Origin of the sequence: Polaromonas sp. A23 (genome assembly GCF_002001015.1) — a bacterium.
Lineage (GTDB): Bacteria > Pseudomonadota > Gammaproteobacteria > Burkholderiales > Burkholderiaceae_C > Polaromonas.
The window spans coordinates 84,171-100,490 of the sequence record NZ_MUNO01000004.1 but is presented as its reverse complement, the minus strand read 5'-3'; the positions used below and the strand labels follow the sequence as shown (position 1 = coordinate 100,490).

Below are 16,320 nucleotides of genomic sequence, written 5' to 3'. Positions count from 1 at the left end.
TCAGGCCGCGGCCGCTTGCTGCGACCGGGCTTCGATGAGACCCAGCTGCATCACGCTGGCCAGCAGTGCGTAGGCCGCAGTCCACGCTTCACGCACATCGGCCGTGAATTTTTCGCCCAGCCCCTGCTCCAGCGTCCAGAGCAGTGCACTGCCCACCGTGTCGAAATGCTCGTCCTGCACGCCATACTTCGCGTGGCGCATGCCCAGCTGGCGCACAACCGGCACAGTGGCGTCCAGGTTCGTCAGGCCGTTGACGGCCGTACTGAGCATGGACATCAACATGCGTCCCTGGTCGACCAGGTCGCCCTTGAACATGGTCCGCAGCGACGGGTCCAGCACAAACAGGCGGGTATAAAAAATGTCAGCTGTAAGCGCAGCGATGGGGCGCACATCCTTGAAACTGGATTGCACAAGATTGATTTGTTCGGAGTTCATGGGTTTCCTTGGGTAAGCGGGTTGGACCCCCACTGCTACCCAAGATGCGTGCCACCCCCCTTTTCCAATGAAATCAATGACTTGCACGCGCCCCTCCTTGGCAACAGTGTCGGGTTTCACCGACAGCCAGGGTGGCCATTAGCAAAAAAGCGTGTGAAATCAGAGATGTAGCCTGTCTGTCAATACAGACAGCTGAACACGGCGCAAGGCGCGCTCAGGCCTTGAAGCTGGCGGCGTCTAGCTGGTGGCGGGCCAGCAAGGCATAAAAATCCGTCCGGTTGCGGCGGGCGAGCTTGGCGGCCTGGGTGACATTGCCATTGGTGATCTTCAGCAGCCGCGTCAAGTAGTCACGTTCAAACTCCTTGCGGGCCTCGTCCAGCGGCAGCATTTCCCCGCCCTGGCTGGTCAACGCGCTTTGCACCAGGGCAGCCGGAATGAGCGATCCGGTACACAGCACCACGCATTTTTCGACCACGTTTTGCAGTTGCCGCACATTGCCCGGCCAGGGCGCGGTGCTGAGCTGTTCAAGCGCGCCCGGCGCAAACGCGGTCAGTGATTTGGCGTAGCGCAGCGACAGGCTGCGCATGAAATGGTTGGCCAGCAGGGGAATGTCCTCGCGGCGTTCGGCCAGCGGCGGCAGGTTCAGGCCCACCACATGGAGGCGGTAAAAAAGATCTTCGCGGAAACGGCCGGCTGCCACTTCGTCCTCCAGCCTGCGGTTGGAAGCCGAGATCACGCGCACATCGACCTTGTGGGACTTGGCCGCCCCTACCGGGCGCACTTCCCGCTCCTGCAGGACACGCAGCAGCTTGACCTGCATGGCCAGCGGCAGGTCGGCCACTTCATCCAGGAAGATCGTGCCGCGGTGTGCGCTGGTGAACAAACCCACGCTGTCGCGCACCGCACCGGTGAAGGCACCCTTGACGTGGCCGAAGAGCTCCGACTCGACCAGGTTTTCCGGTATCGCGCCGCAGTTCACGGCCACCAGCGCTTCCTGATGCCGTGCACTGGAAGCATGCAGGGCGCGCGCCAGCAGCTCTTTGCCGGTGCCACTCTGGCCGTGGATCAGCACCGAGGCATCGCTTTGTGCCATGAGACGTGCCTCGGCCAGAAGTTTTTCCATGCGCGGACTGCGCGTGATGATGGCTTCCCGCCAGGCTTCGCCGGGCAACTCACCGGGCATGTCCGCGCCCAGCGTGGAAGACGCCTCCAGTGCCCGGTCCACTTCGCGCATCAGGTCCAGGCCTTCAAAGGGTTTCGTCACATAGCCGAAAACACCGCGCTGCATGGCATGCACCGCGTCTGGAATCGTGCCATTGGCCGTCAGGATCAGAACCGGCAAGAGCGGAAAACGGCGGTGAACAGCCTCGAACAGCTGCAAGCCGTCCATGCCGGGCATGCGCAGATCGGTGATGAGAATGTGCGGCAACTCCTGGTCCAACCGGGCAAGCGCGGCCGCACCGCTGCCCGCCTCTATGGCCGTGTGGCCTTCGTAATGAAGGCGAAGGGACAGCAGCCTCAGCAGGGCCGGGTCGTCGTCGACGATCAGAATACGCGCCATAGTTCCCCGTTGATCAAGCACGTACCTCAGGCTGGCAGAGCTGTTGTTGACGTTTTTTTCCAAGCATAACGTCTAACCGATGGACCGTACACCGTCGCGACACACCTTGACGGCACTGCGGGCTTCCCTGATTTGACCGAACGGATGGCTATCGCAGAGAATCCCGTTACCGATTCAACCCCGGACCGGCCGCACAAGGCACGTCCCCGCCCTGGCCATCCATGAATAAACAGTCCCCACGACCCGCAGCCACCGCGCCGCCGGAGCCCGGATCCGCAGAGGATGTCATCGCCAGCCAGGCAGCGACCATCAAGGCGCTGGAGGCCAGGCAACGCCACCTCACCTCACTGCTGGATTCCGCACGCGATGCGGTGCTGGAACTGGACGCCAGCGGAACCATCACCCACTGGAATCTCAGTGCCGAACGGATGCTGGGCTGGAACGCCGGGGAGGCTGTTGACCGGCAGATGGGCGACCTGATCGTTCCGGACAAATACCGCGAAGCGTACGAAACCAGTTTCGCGGCGCACCTGGAAACCGGCGAGGCAAACACCGCCAACCGGCTGCTGGAGATCGAAGCGCTGCACAAGAATGGCTCGCTGATCGCCATCGAACTTTCCATCTTCACCGTGCGGGGCGATGGGACCAACAGCTTCGGCGCCTTCATCCGCGACGTCTCCGGCAGGCGCTCGGTGGAGCAGGCACTGCGCGGCTCGGAGGAAAAGTACCGTGCCGTGGTCGAACATGTCAGTGAAGGCATGATTGTGGTGAAAGACCAGAAGGTGGCCTATTCCAACGCAAGGGCTGCCGAGATAGCCGGCATGTCTCCGCAGGACATGCAGCAGATCGGTTTCCTGCACCGCATCCACCCCGATGACCACGCCCTGGTGCTGGAGCGCCAGCGCAAACGCCTGGCCGGCGAAGATGCGCCCAGCCGCTATGAACTTCGGCTGCTGTTGCCCGATGGGACCATCCGCTGGATAGGCATCAGCGTGACGGTGGTTCCCTGGGACGGCGAGCAGGCCACCCTCACCTTTTTCTCGGACATCAGCGAAAAAAGAGCCCTTGAGGAAAAGCTGCGCGACACCCTGGAAGAGCGAGAGACCATTCTTGAAAACTCGCTGGTCGGCATTGCCTTCCTCACGAGTGCCGACACTTTCCGCTGGTCCAACCAGGCGCTGTCGAAAATTTTCGGCATCGCCCCCGGCGCAACCGCACCGGCCCACTGGAGCGAGCTGTTCGAGTCAGAGGCCGAATACACCCGTGTGGCCAGGGATATCGCGGACTGCATGAGCGAGGGCCGCGCCTACCAGAACGACCTGCGGATGCGCAAGCTTGACGGCAGCCTGTTCTGGGTCACCGCCTCCGGCAAGGCCGTCAGCATTCTCGACAGGACCCAGGGAACGGTCTGGGCAGTGATGGACATCACGGAACGCAAGGCGTTGGAAGCCGCGCTCGAGAAAACCTCGTCGGAACGCGAAGCCATCTTCAACAGCGCGCTGGTGGGCATCAGCTTCAACGTGGACCGGCGCATCCAGTGGATAAACGACAAGTATCTGGAAATAACGGGCTACTCGCGCCAGGAGCTGGTAGGTCAGTCGTCGCGGCTGCTCTACCCGGACGACGAGACTTTCGAAGCCGATGGCCGCGTGACGCGCGAAGCCTTGTTGCGTGATGGTGTTTACGTGGACGAGCGGCGCTTCCTGCGCCGCGGCGGCGAGGCGGTGTGGATGCAGCTGGCCGGCCGCTGCGTGGTGGACCGCACCCCTTCGGCCGGCGTGATCTGGACGCTGCTGGACATCACCGAGCGCCGGCGCGCGGAAGACAACATCCGCGCCGCCCTGGAACGTGAAAAGGAACTCAACGACCTGCGCTCGCGTTTTGTGTCCATGACCAGCCATGAGTTCAGGACACCGCTCGCGGCCATCCTGTCGGCGTCGGAGCTCGTCAGGGACTACAGCGACCGGATGCCTGCGGAAGAGAGACTTGAAATACTCAACAGCATAGGCGCCGGTGTCCAGCGCATGGCCAGGATGCTGGACCGCGCCTTGCTGATAGGCCAGGTGGACGCGCAGATGCTGGAGTTCCGGCCGCAGCAGACGGACCTCCTGGCGCTTTGCCGCGACATCGTGCAAGAAGCGCGCTTCCTCCTGCCCAAGACCAACTGCGAAATAGAGACGCAGTTTTCCCCGGAGGTGTCCGCCGGTGTCTTCGATGCCAAGCTGCTGCGTCACATCCTGGGCAACCTGCTGTCCAACGCCATCAAGTACTCGCCGCAGGGTGGCAAGGTCAGCCTGGACGTTTCCAGGCAGGACGGCCGCACCGTGTTCGAGGTGCAGGACCGGGGCATCGGCATTCCGACCGAAGAAATTCCCCATCTTTTCCAGTCCTTCCACCGCGCCAGCAATGTGGGTGACATCCAGGGCACCGGGCTGGGCCTGGCCATCGTGAAGAACTCGGTCGAGCTGCACGGCGGAAGCATTGATGTGCGCAGCGCCCCTGGCCAGGGCGCCTGCTTCACCGTAACCCTCTGACCGGGGCGGGTGAGAGGCCGGACGTATCATCCGGTCCATCACCCGCCCGCCATTGATCTGAAGGAGCCCCATGATGTTCGCGCCCTACCCCACCCCGTCGCTCAATGAACTGCCCGATGACATCAGGGGGAAAATCCTGGAGGTCCAGGAAAAGGCCGGGTTTGTGCCGAATGTTTTCCTGGCACTGGCCCGCAGACCGGCCGAATGGCGCGCGTTTTTTGCTTACCACGACGCCTTGATGCTGCGGGAAGAGTCCGGTCTCAGCAAAGGCGACCGCGAGATGATCGTCACCACGACCAGCGCCGCCAACCAGTGCCTTTACTGTGTGGTGGCACACGGCGCCCTGCTCCGCATCTACGAGAAAAAGCCGCTGGTGGCCGACCAGGTCGCGGTGAACTACCGCAAGGCCGACATCACGCCGCGCCAGCGCGCGATGCTGGACTTTGCGATGAAGGTTTGCGAGAAATCCCACGAGATCGAGGAAGCCGACTTCGCCGCCCTGCGTGCGCACGGCTTCAACGATGAGGACATCTGGGACATCGCGGCAATCACGGCGTTCTTCGGCCTGTCCAACCGCATCGCCAGCTTCTCGAACATGCTGCCCAACCCCGAGTTTTACCTGATGGGGCGGGTACCCAAGCAAAAATAGGAAGCCGCCACCGCGCCGGGTTGCTCCTCATTCGATAGCGAAGTATTCCCGCAGACAAAGGGCTAAAGGCCTTTTTTATCACTAACTGACGATGGCACGCATCCAATCCGGCAACTCAGCCGCCTTCTGGCTCGGAAAATTCACCCAGATGGTGGTGGCACCGCCCGCAGCGCAGATGACGCCAGGTTGGTCAACGCGCTCCATCGTTCCCCAGCTTTCGAAAGTGGTGCGGCCCGGGTCGCTGACGTACATCTTCACCAGCACATCACCCGGGTATTCGAGCTGCTTGTAGAAGTTGCAAAACGCATTGACGATCACCGGGCCTTCACCCTGGGGGTCGGGCACACAGCCGATGGAATGCATCCAATCGATGCGGACCGTCTCCAGATAACGGAAATAGCTGGCATTGTTGACATGGCCCATCGCATCCATGTCGCCCCAACGGATGGCGATGCGCATTTCAAACACCAGTTTTTTTGATTCGGGGATTTCGATTTTCATGACGAGGGCGTGTTGGTCAGGATGAAGGGCAGCTCAGCGGTGCGCCCGGATGGAAGCCAGAATGCCCAGTGTGAACAGCACACAGGCGGCGAGTTGCGTCAAGGTGGGCCAATGACCGTCCCACATGAAAGAATACAACAGCGCAAAAATGGTTTCGCTGACGATGAGTTGTCCGCACAGGCTGGCGCTGAGCCGCTGGCTGGCCATGTTCCACAAAATCGTGGCCAGCCAGGTCGAGCCCACCCCGGCCGCCACGCACAGGAGAACAAACATCCCCCGGTCTTCGCGCACAGCCAGCACCGGCCAGTCCGAGCCCCCTGCCAGCCACATCAGCAAGGCGCCCAAACCTGTGGCCACGCCCAGCCAGTTGGCCCAGTCGGTGGCATTGACTTCGGGGTGCCGCTTGAGCCATGCGGAGTTGAGAATGGCAAACGCTGTCCAGCATACGAGCGAGGCTGTGACAAACAGCATGCCGCGCCAGAAATGCGTGGCCGCACCCTGGCCCGTCTCATGCGTGGAGCCCATCATGAGCGCCAACCCGGCCAGCGTCAACGCCAGCCCCGGCAGCAATGCACCCCAGCGCAGCCCCTGCGGCTTGCCGAACAGCATGACCCACAGGGGAATGGTGCCGATGATCAAGGAAGGCACTTCCGTGCCTGCATCGCGGATGGCGAGCACCAGCAACAGGTAATACCCGCTGAAACCCAACACGCTCATGGCCAACGCGGCGCCGGCCTGGCGAAGGGTTGGCAGGCGGCGGCGGCGCCAACCCATCAGCATCACCGCTGCGGCCAACACCCCGTATACCGCAAAGCGTCCGGCCGTGAGGTCTATCGACGAATAGCCGCCCGGACCGGTGTCCAACATGCGCGGGGCAACAAATACAAGGCCCCACAAAGCGCCGGCCGCCAAGCCCGCCAGGACGCCCGTCAGCATGGGCGGCAATCTGGCTGAAACAGGAAACCCCTCACCCGGGTTCAGGCACCGAAGCCGTCGTCCGCCGCAATCACGGCGCCATTGATGAAGTGGCTTTGTCCACTGGCCAGCATCACCAGCAAGGCATCAAGGTCCTCGGGCTTGCCTATGCGCTTGCGCGGCAGCATCTGCACCAGCTTCTGGCCCTGCTCGGTCTGCCAGTGGTGGTGATTGATCTCGGTGTCGATGTAGCCCGGGCAGATGGCGTTGACGTTGATGCCGAACTTGCCCCACTCCAGCGCCATGGCCTTGGTCATTTGCACCACAGCGGCCTTGCTCATACAGTACACACCAATTTGCGGCAACACGCGAAGGCCCGCCATCGACGCGATGTTGATGATGCGGCCCCCGGAAAAGGTACCTGGCGCCATGCCACGCGAACGTGCGAGCATGCGTTTGCCGACTTCCTGGGCCACAAAAAATGCCCCTTTGACATTGGTGCCGAAAATGAAGTCGTAGTCTTCTTCGTTCACGTCCTGGATGCGCTGCGTGGTGCTCACGCCCGAATTGTTGACCAGGATATCGATGGGACCGACCTCGGTTTCCGCATGGGCAACCGCTGACTTGATGCTGGCGTGGTCTGTCACATCCAGCATGACCACGTGGGCATCGCCGCCGTCGGCCTCGATCTGTGCACGCAAGGCCTTGAGCTTGTCCATCCTGCGGCTGGCCAGCACCACCGCGGCACCGGCACTGCTCAAGGTCCTGGCGAACTGCGCACCGAGTCCACCCGATGCGCCGGTCACGAGTGCGACACGTCCTGAAAGATCCAGGCTGTAGGCCATTAGAGGCTCCTCTCAATAAAAGTGTACGAATACGAACGGTCGTTCGATGCACAGGATTCACGACATAAAATCAGGCGCGACACCTGCGGCCGTTACCCAAGGGCCACCGTTCCTGAAAATCATTATCAGCGAGTCCACCATGAATAACCAAGAAATCCTGGCCCAGTTCGGCCCCCGCGAAGCGATGGAATACGACGTGGTCGTTGTCGGAGGCGGCCCCGGTGGCCTGGCCACAGCGATCCGGCTGAAACAGCTGGCCGTCGAAAAAGGCACGGAACTCTCGGTGGTGGTACTTGAAAAGGGCTCAGAGCCCGGCGCGCACATCCTGAGCGGCGCCCTGATGGATCCACGCGCGATCACCGAACTGTTTCCCGACTGGAAAGAGCGTGGCGCTCCGCTGAACCAACCCGTCACGGGCGACGAGATGCTGTTCCTGAGCCAGACCGGCAAAATCAGCACTCCGCAGTTCCTCATTCCCAAGTGCCTGCACAACGAAGGCAACTATGTCATCAGCCTCGGCAATGTGGTCCGCTGGCTGGGCGAGCAGGCGGAGGCGCTGGGCGTGGAGATATTCCCCGGCTTTCCTGCCGCGGAGGTTCTTTACAACGATGATGGCTCCGTCAAGGGCGTCGCAACCGGCAACCTCGGCATTGGTAAAGACGGCCAGCCGAGTGACCATTTCCAGCTGGGCATGGAGCTGCACGGCAAGTACACCATCTTTGCCGAAGGCTCGCGCGGCCACCTGGGCCGGCAGCTGATTTCCAAATTCAAGCTTGACGCCGGTAAAGACCCACAAACCTATGCACTGGGCATCAAGGAGCTCTGGGAAATCGATCCGGCCAAAGCCAAGGCCGGCCATGTGGTGCACTCACTGGGCTGGCCCATGGACAGCAAGACCTATGGCGGAGGCTTCCTGTACCACCTCGAAGGCAACAAGGTCACGCTGGGCTTTATCACCGGCCTGGAATACAGCAACCCGTGGTTGAGCCCTTTTGAGGAAATGCAGCGCTGGAAGACACACCCGGCAATTCGCCAATACCTCGAAGGCGGAAAGCGCATCAGCTACGGCGCACGCGCCATCACTTGCGGCGGCCTGATGAGCCTGCCCAAAACCGTCTTCCCAGGTGGCGCCCTTGTCGGCTGCGAAGCGGGGTTCCTCAACTTCGCGCGCATCAAGGGTAGCCATGCAGCGATCAAGACCGGCATGCTGGCCGCAGAAGCAGCCTATGCGGCGGTGACCGCAGGGCGCCAGCATGATGAACTCACGGCCTACCCCGAAGCATTCGAGAAGAGCTGGTTGTTTGAAGAGCTGGAGGTCTCGCGCAACACCAAGCAGTGGATGAAAAAGGGCCTGTACCTGTCGTCCATCATGAACGGCATCGAGCTGTGGCTGCTGCCCAAGCTTGGGTTCAAGGCGCCGCCCTGGACCATTCACAACAAGGTGCCCGACCATGCCAAGCTCAAGCCAGCATCGGAGTACCCGCAGATCGTCTACCCCAAGCCGGACAACAAGATCACCTTCGACCGCCTGAGCTCGGTTTTTGTTTCCAATACGAATCACGAAGAGCAGCAGCCCGCGCACCTGACCCTGAAGGATGCCAGCGTGCCGGTCAACATCAACCTGGCGACTTATGCCGGACCGGAGTCGCGCTACTGTCCGGCCGGTGTGTATGAATTTGTGAAAAATCCTGACAACAGCGACCGTCTACAGATCAACGCGCAGAACTGCGTGCATTGCAAAACCTGTGACATCAAGGACCCGACCCAGAACATTGTCTGGGTCACGCCGGAAGGCGGCGGCGGTCCAAACTACAGCGGAATGTAAATCTTCTTCCCTCCAAAAAAAGAGCCTCCTCTGCAGGCTCTTTTTTTTGCGCTGCGTTTGTCTGCAATGGCAACACTGAAGATGCGCATGAAAAAGAACGCTGCCGAAGTGTGACTTTCTGTCATCCCGAAGTGGGCGGGAAGTTTTCCGATTTTTCCCATGAAAGCCTGCGCTCCGGATGTTTCAGCAGAAAACCGGAACCGCCTCGCACACACGATTCGATACGCCTGACACGTCTCTGAGCACGGGTTGGCCCCTGTCTGACATTCACAATGGTTTCTCTCCGACATCGACCCTTGCGGTCATCAGCGAGCCTTCGTTAATGCCATCGACAGGCCATCGTTGCCGCGCGTAATGCGTACTCGCTGTAATGCGTACTCGCTGCATCGTCCGTTTCCTTACATTCCGTCCAACTCGTCGGCTTGCCGGCTCCTTCTGGTTCTTTCTACATGACTCTAGACAAACCCAGTGTGTTATTGACTGGCGGCGCCGGCTATATCGGCAGCCATACCTATGTCGCGCTGACCGAAGCCGGCTACCGGCCGGTCATTCTTGACGACTTTTCCAACAGCCATCCCGTGGTGCTGGACAGGCTCGCGCATCTGACCGGCCAGCGCGTCCTGTGCGAGCGCGGTGATGTGCTGCAAACGGGGATGGTGGCAGAGGTGCTCAAACGCTATCACTGCGTTGCAGCCGTGCACTTTGCCGGCCTCAAGGCCGTCGGGGAAAGTGTGCAGCAGCCACTCAGGTACTACCACACCAACGTGAGCGGCCTGCTCAGCCTGCTGCAGGCCATGGACAGTGTGGACTGCCGATCCGTGGTTTTTTCTTCCAGCGCGACGGTGTACGGCGACCCCGCCAGCGTCCCGATCAAAGAGAACTTCCCATGTGCACCGGAAAGCCCGTATGCCCGCACCAAATTGGCATGCGAAGACATGCTCAATTCACTCGCGGCATCCAATCCCGCCTGGCGGATTGGAATTCTGCGCTACTTCAATCCCGTCGGGGCACACGCCAGCGGACTGATCGGCGAGGATCCCCATGGCGTGCCCAACAACCTGATGCCCTACGTGACGCAGGTGGCCGTTGGCATGCGCGACAAGCTCCGTGTTTTTGGAAGCGACTACCCGACTCCTGACGGAACCGGCGTGCGCGACTACCTCCACGTGACCGATCTCTCCGAGGGTCATGTCGCAGCGCTGCGTGCCTTGATCGCCAAAAACCAGAGTTTCACGGTCAATCTGGGCACGGGTGAAGGCATCAGTGTGCTTGGTGTCCTGAGCGCGTTCGGCAGGGCAAGTGGACGACCGGTTCCTTTTGAGTTCGTGCCTCGCCGTGCCGGGGATGTCGCGCAGTATTTCGCCGATGTCTCCCAGGCGCAAGCCCTGCTGGGCTGGCGAGCGACTCGCACGATAGAGGACATGTGCCGCGACTCGTGGCACTGGCAACAAAAAAATCCTGACGGTTACCGAACCTCCATGTCTTCGATGCAGCCAGCGTCAAGCCACAGGAACCAGGAGCCGGCCATGCCCCTCCAGCCGACCGTCGCCGGCACGGCCTGAAGTGAGCTTCACCGGCCATGGCCCATTTGGACTATTGCACTTTGCTGCACTGCACAACAAACTTGGTTTTCGCCTCCATTGAGGACATTTATGCGTCTAGCCCTGATCACTATCGTTTTTTTGCTCCACAGCCAGACTTTCGCTGCAGCGCCGATAGCCACCGACAAACCAGCAAAAAAAGCTGTCGCCAGCGCTCACCCGCCTGGAGCCACAGCAACACGCATGAAATTCCAGCCGAGCCAGGAAGCTGTCCGTTTGAATACAGCACACAGCACACCACAGACTCGCCAAACGGCTCAGAACCCATCTGACCTCAAGGATACGAATGAGGCAGAAGGAGAAGGCCTGCCTTACGGCACCTTGCTGGCTACCTTGGTTTTGATGGCAGCCATCGCTGTCCGGCGATCAAGAGCGGGAAGACCTTGAGCATGAGCGGGCTTGGCCGGCCTGGCGTGGCAGCGGTCAAGTGGAGTGCAGTCTCCACCGCTGCACGTTTCGTGCTCCAGTTGCTGGCGCAGGTGGTGCTTGCGCGCACCTTGGGGCCGGATATTTTCGGGGTCTTCGCCATCGGCATGGTCGTCCTGACTTTCGCCAACTTTGTTTCAGGCTTCGGTTTCAGCTGGAGCCTGCTGCAGAAAACCTCGTTGAAAGACGAGGACGTCCGCTTTGCCTGGACATGGCAGGTGATGGTGGGCGTAATGACCATGGTAGCCCTGTACTTGCTGGCACCTCTGCTGGCGCAGTACTTCAAGGAACCCCGGGCGCAGTCGGTCATTGAATGGCTGTCCCTGGCATGCCTGCTAACCGCGGCAGCTGCGCCGGCAACCTATCTGTTGCAGCGCGACCTGAACTTTCGCGCTGTCGGACTGATACAGGTTGGCAGTTATGCCGCCGGCTATGTCGCTGTGGGGGTGCCTATGGCGCTGATGGGCTGGGGGGCAAGCGCACTGGTGGCTGCATGGCTGGTACAGGCCGCCGTTCAGCTGGTTGCGAGCTATTGGCTCAAGCCCCACCCCGCACGCCCTTTGCTGTGGTACGCCGAGGCATCCAGCGCCATAGGCACCGGCCGCATGGTCTTTTTGACCAACATCATCAACTGGGTGCTCAACAACATGGACCGCATTCTGATAGGTCGCATGCTCAACGCCCAGGCACTGGGTCTGTACAACGTCGCCTACAACCTGGCCACCATGCCCAATACCCTGTTGCTCGGGGCACTGCAACCCGCTTTCCTGGCAGCCGGGGCACGCCTGCAAAACGAATTGCAGAGGTTTGGCAACGCCTATGTTCAGATGCTGGCCACCGTTCTGGTCCTGGGACTCCCGGCTTTTGTTTTTCTTGCTGTCATCTCGGCCGACCTCGTGCACCTGCTGTATGGGCCGCAGTGGAGTGGCGCAGCCTGGGTGTTGGGCATTCTGTTTCTGAGCATGCCGGCCTATGTGGTCTGGGGGCTGTCCACACCCGTGCTCTGGAACACAGGCCGCAAACACCTGGAGTTTGCCCTGCAGTTGCCGCTTGTACTTGCGGGCGCCGCCGGCTTTTATGTCTTCGCGGGACAAGGCATACGCGTGGCAGCAACGGTAGCGGCCCTGTTGCTCCTGCTGCGGGCAATCGTTGTGGCAAGCGCCGCATGCCGTGCATTGCAAATCGGGTTCGGCAGACTATGGCCGCACTTCGCGCGCGGACTGCTGCTTAGCATTCTTGCAGCGGCGGGAGCCCTGTCCGGACACGAAATCATGAGCCGCTTCGACCAGCCCTTGCTCTCGCTGGCAGCCAGTGGCGTGATCGCCCTTGGCATGCTGGGGGCATTGGTGGCTGTGCGTCCGCAGTTCCTTGGAGAGGAGGCGGCCGCGATGGTGCTCAGGTTTGCACCCTGGCTGGGGCATCTGCTGCGCCGGGCCAGCCCGGTGCCACTTCGGGATACCCTGGGCGAGCAGCGGCTCTGAGCGACGCTTATGGAACAAGTCATCATCATTTCCGTTCTGCTAACCGGCGCCGTGCTTGCAGCGTTTGGTGCGTCACTGGGCATGGCCGGAGCTGTCCACCTGACCTCCCACCGAAACCATGGCTACCTGCATTGGGCGTTCTATGCGATCCTGTTCATGCAGGCGCTTTCGCTTCTGCTGTCGGGTCGCGACCTCACTGTGCCTCTGAGCGTGAGCGAGCTCGATGTGCCCATCCATCACCCACTGCAAACCCTGGCCCAGCCCCTGGTGTCGCTGATTCTGCTGACCATAGCCTGCGAACGCATCCTCACGCATTGGTTGAAGCGGGACAAAGCCGCGTTCCTGCCCTCTGCGATTCTCGTAGGCTTTGTTGTTTTCTGGCTGGGCACGGTGGCGGCGCCTGCACTGCTGGGTGCCCACCCGAAGATGTCCCATGCCTATGTTTATCCGCTGGTCATCGGAATGGCCGCCGTATTGACCGAGGGCGACGAACTTGAGCATGCATTCAGGGCCGCGCGCAACGCCCTGCTGCTTTTTATGGTCGCCGGCCTGCTGCTGATTCCGTTCAAGACCAACATGGTCCTCGAAACCTCTTACACACAGGGCCTGTTGCCCGGTGTACCGCGGCTGGCCGGACTGGCAACACATGCGGTGTCTCTTGGAATGCTGGCACAAATTTGCATGCTTTGCCTGCTGGCACAACCCTTCCGGCGCACCTGGCTGAACCGGCTGGCATGGGCAGTGGGACTGGGAGTGCTCTTCATGGCCCAATCCAAAACCGCCTGGATTTCCTTTTTTCTCTGTTCGGCTTGCATCATCGCTGTACGAAACGGGCCGGTTTTCTGGCGCCGAGTCGGTGACCCTGTGCGTCCGGAGTTTGGCATCGCGTCGATACTGGGCTTCATGGCCGCTGTCACAGCGCTGGTGCTGGTGCTGATGCTGGGAGATGTCGGCGGCAAGTTGAGCAGTTTCTTTGACAGTGCCGAGGGCGCCCAGCTCGCCTCGCTGACCGGCCGTGATCGTATTTGGGCCGTCGCCTGGGACGAATGGGAACGCAATCCTGTTTTTGGTTATGGCCCTTCCATGTGGGATGCCAGCTTCAGGGCGAGCATCGGTATGCCCGCAGCAACCCACGCGCATAACCAGTTCATGGACACGCTGTCGCGTGCTGGTGTGGTCGGAGCCTCAGCGCTGGTGCTGTATGCACTGGTACTGCTAGTGCTGTCGATCCGTTATGCCCGTGTCAGCAAAGGAATATCGCTGGCCTTGTTCCTGGCATTGACGATGCGTGCAATCAGCGAAGTTCCCTTGCTGCTGTTCGGTTACGGCTCCGAACTGGTCACCCACATGCTGTTGCTGATGACCCTGGCAGCGTCGGCCAGTGCGGTGCGGCTGGCGCGGCCAAGGACCGTTGCGGGGCGCCCCGCAACCGCAACCTTTGCAGCAGGCATACCCAAAGCAACCTGATTCGACCCATGAAATTTTCCATCGTCATCCCGCTCTACAACAAGGCGACCTACATCATCGGCACGCTGACGTCGGCACTTTCTCAAAGCTTCACCGACTTTGAAATCATCGTTGTTGATGATGGCTCAACGGACGGCGGCCCGGCACTGGTAGAAGCGGTGGCCGACCCGCGCGTGCGCATGGTACGGCAGGCCAACGCCGGTGTTTCCGCAGCGCGAAACCATGGGATCGCTCTGGCCCGAGGCGAATGGGTCGCCTTTCTCGATGCTGATGACTGGCATCATCCCAGCTATCTCGCCAACCTGCTGATCGCCCAGTCTGCCGCTCCCCAGGCAGACACTGTGGCGACGGGATTCATCTTCCTACAGGACAAGCCGGAGTTGTGGCCGCCTCGCTGGCCCGTCCAGGCCGGGCAACCCGAGATTGAAATCATCACGAACCTTCCAGTGCGCTGGATGAGGGGCCCCTCGCTTTGCACCAGTGCAGTTTGCGTGCGAACGTCGCGGTTACAGGCCATGCAACCTTGCTTTCCTCCGGGGGAGTCGCAAGGAGAAGACCTTGACCTGTGGTTTCGCCTGGCGGAGAGCACCCCGATCGCATTGGTTCGGGCACCGCTGATGGCGTACCGGGTTGCGGCCGAAGGCAGTTTGACGGCGAGCCACATCGGCTCAACTGTTCCCCCGTTTTTGCAGCGAATGCGGCTCCGCGCGATATCCGGCGCCATGATTCCTTCATTACGCGGGTCAAGCCTGTGGTTGGCGGCACAGCATGATGTGACGTTGGCCCGCGAGGCTGTGACATCTGGCCGCCGGCTCCAGGCACTGCGTTACCTGTTCCAGGGGCGGCGTGCCATCAACAGTGGCCGCTGGTGGCTGACGGCTTTGATCGCCCTGTTTTTGCCTGGCCAGACTCTGCGTAACTGGGAACTCTGGCGCGTGAGCCGAACGCCAGGTTCCCCTGATGCTGGATAAAGAAATGAAACCGGAAAACTTCTCGGGAGGTCAGCGATCGTCCCCGTCCTCCTGCCCCGTGTCGATTGTCATCAAGGCGTTGAACGAGGAACAGCGCATCACATCCACGATCGAAAGCGCGCTGCGGGCGGCAGCAGCTGTGGGCGGCGAAGTAATACTTGCCGATTCCTGCTCAACCGACCGGACGGTTCACCTTGCGTGCGCCTATCCGATACGCATCGTACAGCTGGCTCATCCTGAGGAGCGTTGCTGCGGCGCCGGTCCACAGCTGGGGTACCAGCATTCACGCGGCGACTTCATCTACATTCTCGACGGTGATATGCAGATGCGGCCCGGCTTCCTGGAGCAGGCTCTGGCCTTTCTGAATACCCATGAGTCAGTCGCCGGTGTCGGAGGCCGCATCGTCGAGAACAACACGGAGAGCCTGGAGTACCGCTCCCGTGCCGAACGGGTTGCGACTCATCAGTTGCCCGGGGCCGTTGACCGTCTGGATGGCGGCGGCCTCTACAGGCGTAAGGCGATTGAGGCGGCGGGCTATTTCTCGGACCGCAACCTGCATAGTTATGAGGAGTTCGACTTGGCGGTGCGGCTGCGCTCGCTGGGATGGCTGCTCTGGCGTCTGCCGCTGGATGCCGCAGACCACTTTGGCCATGATGCTCCGCCCTACAGCCTGTTGCTGCGGCGCTGGCGCACCCGCTACATCTGCGGGCTGGGCGAGCTGGTTCGGGCGGCAGCAGGCCAGTCGCGCATGCGCCTCATCCTGCAAGGCCTGCGCGAGTTGCGCATCTATCTGGCTGTAATCGCCTGGTGGTGCCTGCTGGCTAGCGTACCTTTCTGGCCGCTGCCTCCGCTTTGGCGCGTCACATCGCTAGGCCTGTTGGCCATCATGCCCCTCGCTCTGATGGCCTGGAGAAAGCGTTCATTCACCAAAGCCCTTTATTCCGTGGTGTCGTGGTGTTTCAATGCGGCCGGCCTGCTGCGGGGACTGCTGCAGCACCGGCATCCTGCACGTGAAGCTATTTCCAGCCGCGTGATCCGGGAGCCGGTCATGACGCCAAGGCAGGCTGCCCGGGGTTCTGCGCCCTGAGCTCCCGAGGCCACAAAGATTT

Annotated in this window: 14 protein-coding genes; 9 read left to right on the top strand and 5 right to left on the bottom strand. The window is 61.2% G+C overall.

Features of this window, described 5'->3' with window-relative positions:
* Both B0B52_RS01310 and B0B52_RS01305 read right to left on the bottom strand, forming a co-directional pair.
* Entirely contained in the window at positions 1-435 is a 435-nt protein-coding gene (locus B0B52_RS01310) for a globin family protein (protein ID WP_077591799.1), read from the bottom strand.
* Positions 436-649: 214 nt separating this feature from the next.
* Positions 650-1,996, bottom strand: a complete 1,347-nt coding sequence (locus tag B0B52_RS01305; RefSeq protein ID WP_077591798.1) for a sigma 54-interacting transcriptional regulator — start codon at positions 1,994-1,996, stop codon at positions 650-652.
* Positions 1,997-2,217: 221 nt separating this feature from the next.
* Here B0B52_RS01305 and B0B52_RS01300 point away from each other — a divergent pair, with 221 nt between their 5' ends.
* Both B0B52_RS01300 and B0B52_RS01295 read left to right on the top strand, forming a co-directional pair.
* Positions 2,218-4,530 (top strand): PAS domain S-box protein, encoded by a 2,313-nt coding sequence (locus tag B0B52_RS01300; RefSeq protein ID WP_077591797.1) that lies wholly within the window; start codon positions 2,218-2,220, stop codon positions 4,528-4,530.
* A 73-nt stretch (positions 4,531-4,603) separates the two neighbouring features.
* Entirely contained in the window at positions 4,604-5,179 is a 576-nt protein-coding gene (locus B0B52_RS01295) for a peroxidase-related enzyme (protein WP_077591838.1), read from the top strand.
* A gap of 81 nt (positions 5,180-5,260) precedes the next feature.
* On the opposite strand, the gene B0B52_RS01290 is transcribed toward B0B52_RS01295, so the two are convergent.
* From B0B52_RS01290 to B0B52_RS01280, 3 genes are read right to left on the bottom strand one after another with little or no spacing between them, the layout of a single operon-like run.
* A complete protein-coding gene (locus tag B0B52_RS01290; protein WP_077591796.1) occupies positions 5,261-5,680 on the bottom strand; it encodes a thioesterase family protein in 420 nt (139 codons plus the stop codon).
* A gap of 33 nt (positions 5,681-5,713) precedes the next feature.
* On the bottom strand, positions 5,714-6,616 hold the full coding sequence (locus B0B52_RS01285) for a DMT family transporter (RefSeq protein ID WP_077591795.1): 903 nt from the start codon (positions 6,614-6,616) through the stop codon (positions 5,714-5,716).
* Positions 6,617-6,657: 41 nt separating this feature from the next.
* Positions 6,658-7,440: an SDR family oxidoreductase gene (locus tag B0B52_RS01280; RefSeq protein WP_077591794.1), complete on the bottom strand. Its 783-nt coding sequence runs from the start codon at positions 7,438-7,440 to the stop codon at positions 6,658-6,660.
* Between the two features lie 139 nt (positions 7,441-7,579).
* Between B0B52_RS01280 and B0B52_RS01275 the strand changes: the two genes are divergently transcribed.
* The 7 genes from B0B52_RS01275 (at position 7,580) to B0B52_RS01250 (ending at position 16,298) form a co-directional block, all read left to right on the top strand.
* Positions 7,580-9,265, top strand: coding sequence for an electron transfer flavoprotein-ubiquinone oxidoreductase (locus B0B52_RS01275; RefSeq protein ID WP_077591793.1), 1,686 nt, complete (start codon positions 7,580-7,582; stop codon positions 9,263-9,265).
* A gap of 449 nt (positions 9,266-9,714) precedes the next feature.
* Entirely contained in the window at positions 9,715-10,827 is a 1,113-nt protein-coding gene (gene galE, locus B0B52_RS01270; RefSeq protein ID WP_077591792.1) for a UDP-glucose 4-epimerase GalE, read from the top strand.
* Between the two features lie 90 nt (positions 10,828-10,917).
* Positions 10,918-11,253: a hypothetical protein gene (locus tag B0B52_RS21965; protein WP_139351774.1), complete on the top strand. Its 336-nt coding sequence runs from the start codon at positions 10,918-10,920 to the stop codon at positions 11,251-11,253.
* A gap of 2 nt (positions 11,254-11,255) precedes the next feature.
* Positions 11,256-12,773 carry a lipopolysaccharide biosynthesis protein gene (locus B0B52_RS01265; protein ID WP_077591791.1) on the top strand — a complete coding sequence of 506 codons (1,518 nt, stop codon included), beginning with the start codon at positions 11,256-11,258 and terminating at the stop codon, positions 12,771-12,773.
* Positions 12,774-12,782: 9 nt separating this feature from the next.
* On the top strand, positions 12,783-14,240 hold the full coding sequence (locus B0B52_RS01260; protein ID WP_077591790.1) for an O-antigen ligase: 1,458 nt from the start codon (positions 12,783-12,785) through the stop codon (positions 14,238-14,240).
* Between the two features lie 8 nt (positions 14,241-14,248).
* Positions 14,249-15,211: a glycosyltransferase family 2 protein gene (locus B0B52_RS01255; RefSeq protein WP_077591789.1), complete on the top strand. Its 963-nt coding sequence runs from the start codon at positions 14,249-14,251 to the stop codon at positions 15,209-15,211.
* A gap of 58 nt (positions 15,212-15,269) precedes the next feature.
* Complete coding sequence (locus B0B52_RS01250; protein WP_254425600.1) at positions 15,270-16,298, top strand: glycosyltransferase; 1,029 nt, start codon at positions 15,270-15,272, stop codon at positions 16,296-16,298.
* Positions 16,299-16,320: the final 22 nt, after the last annotated feature.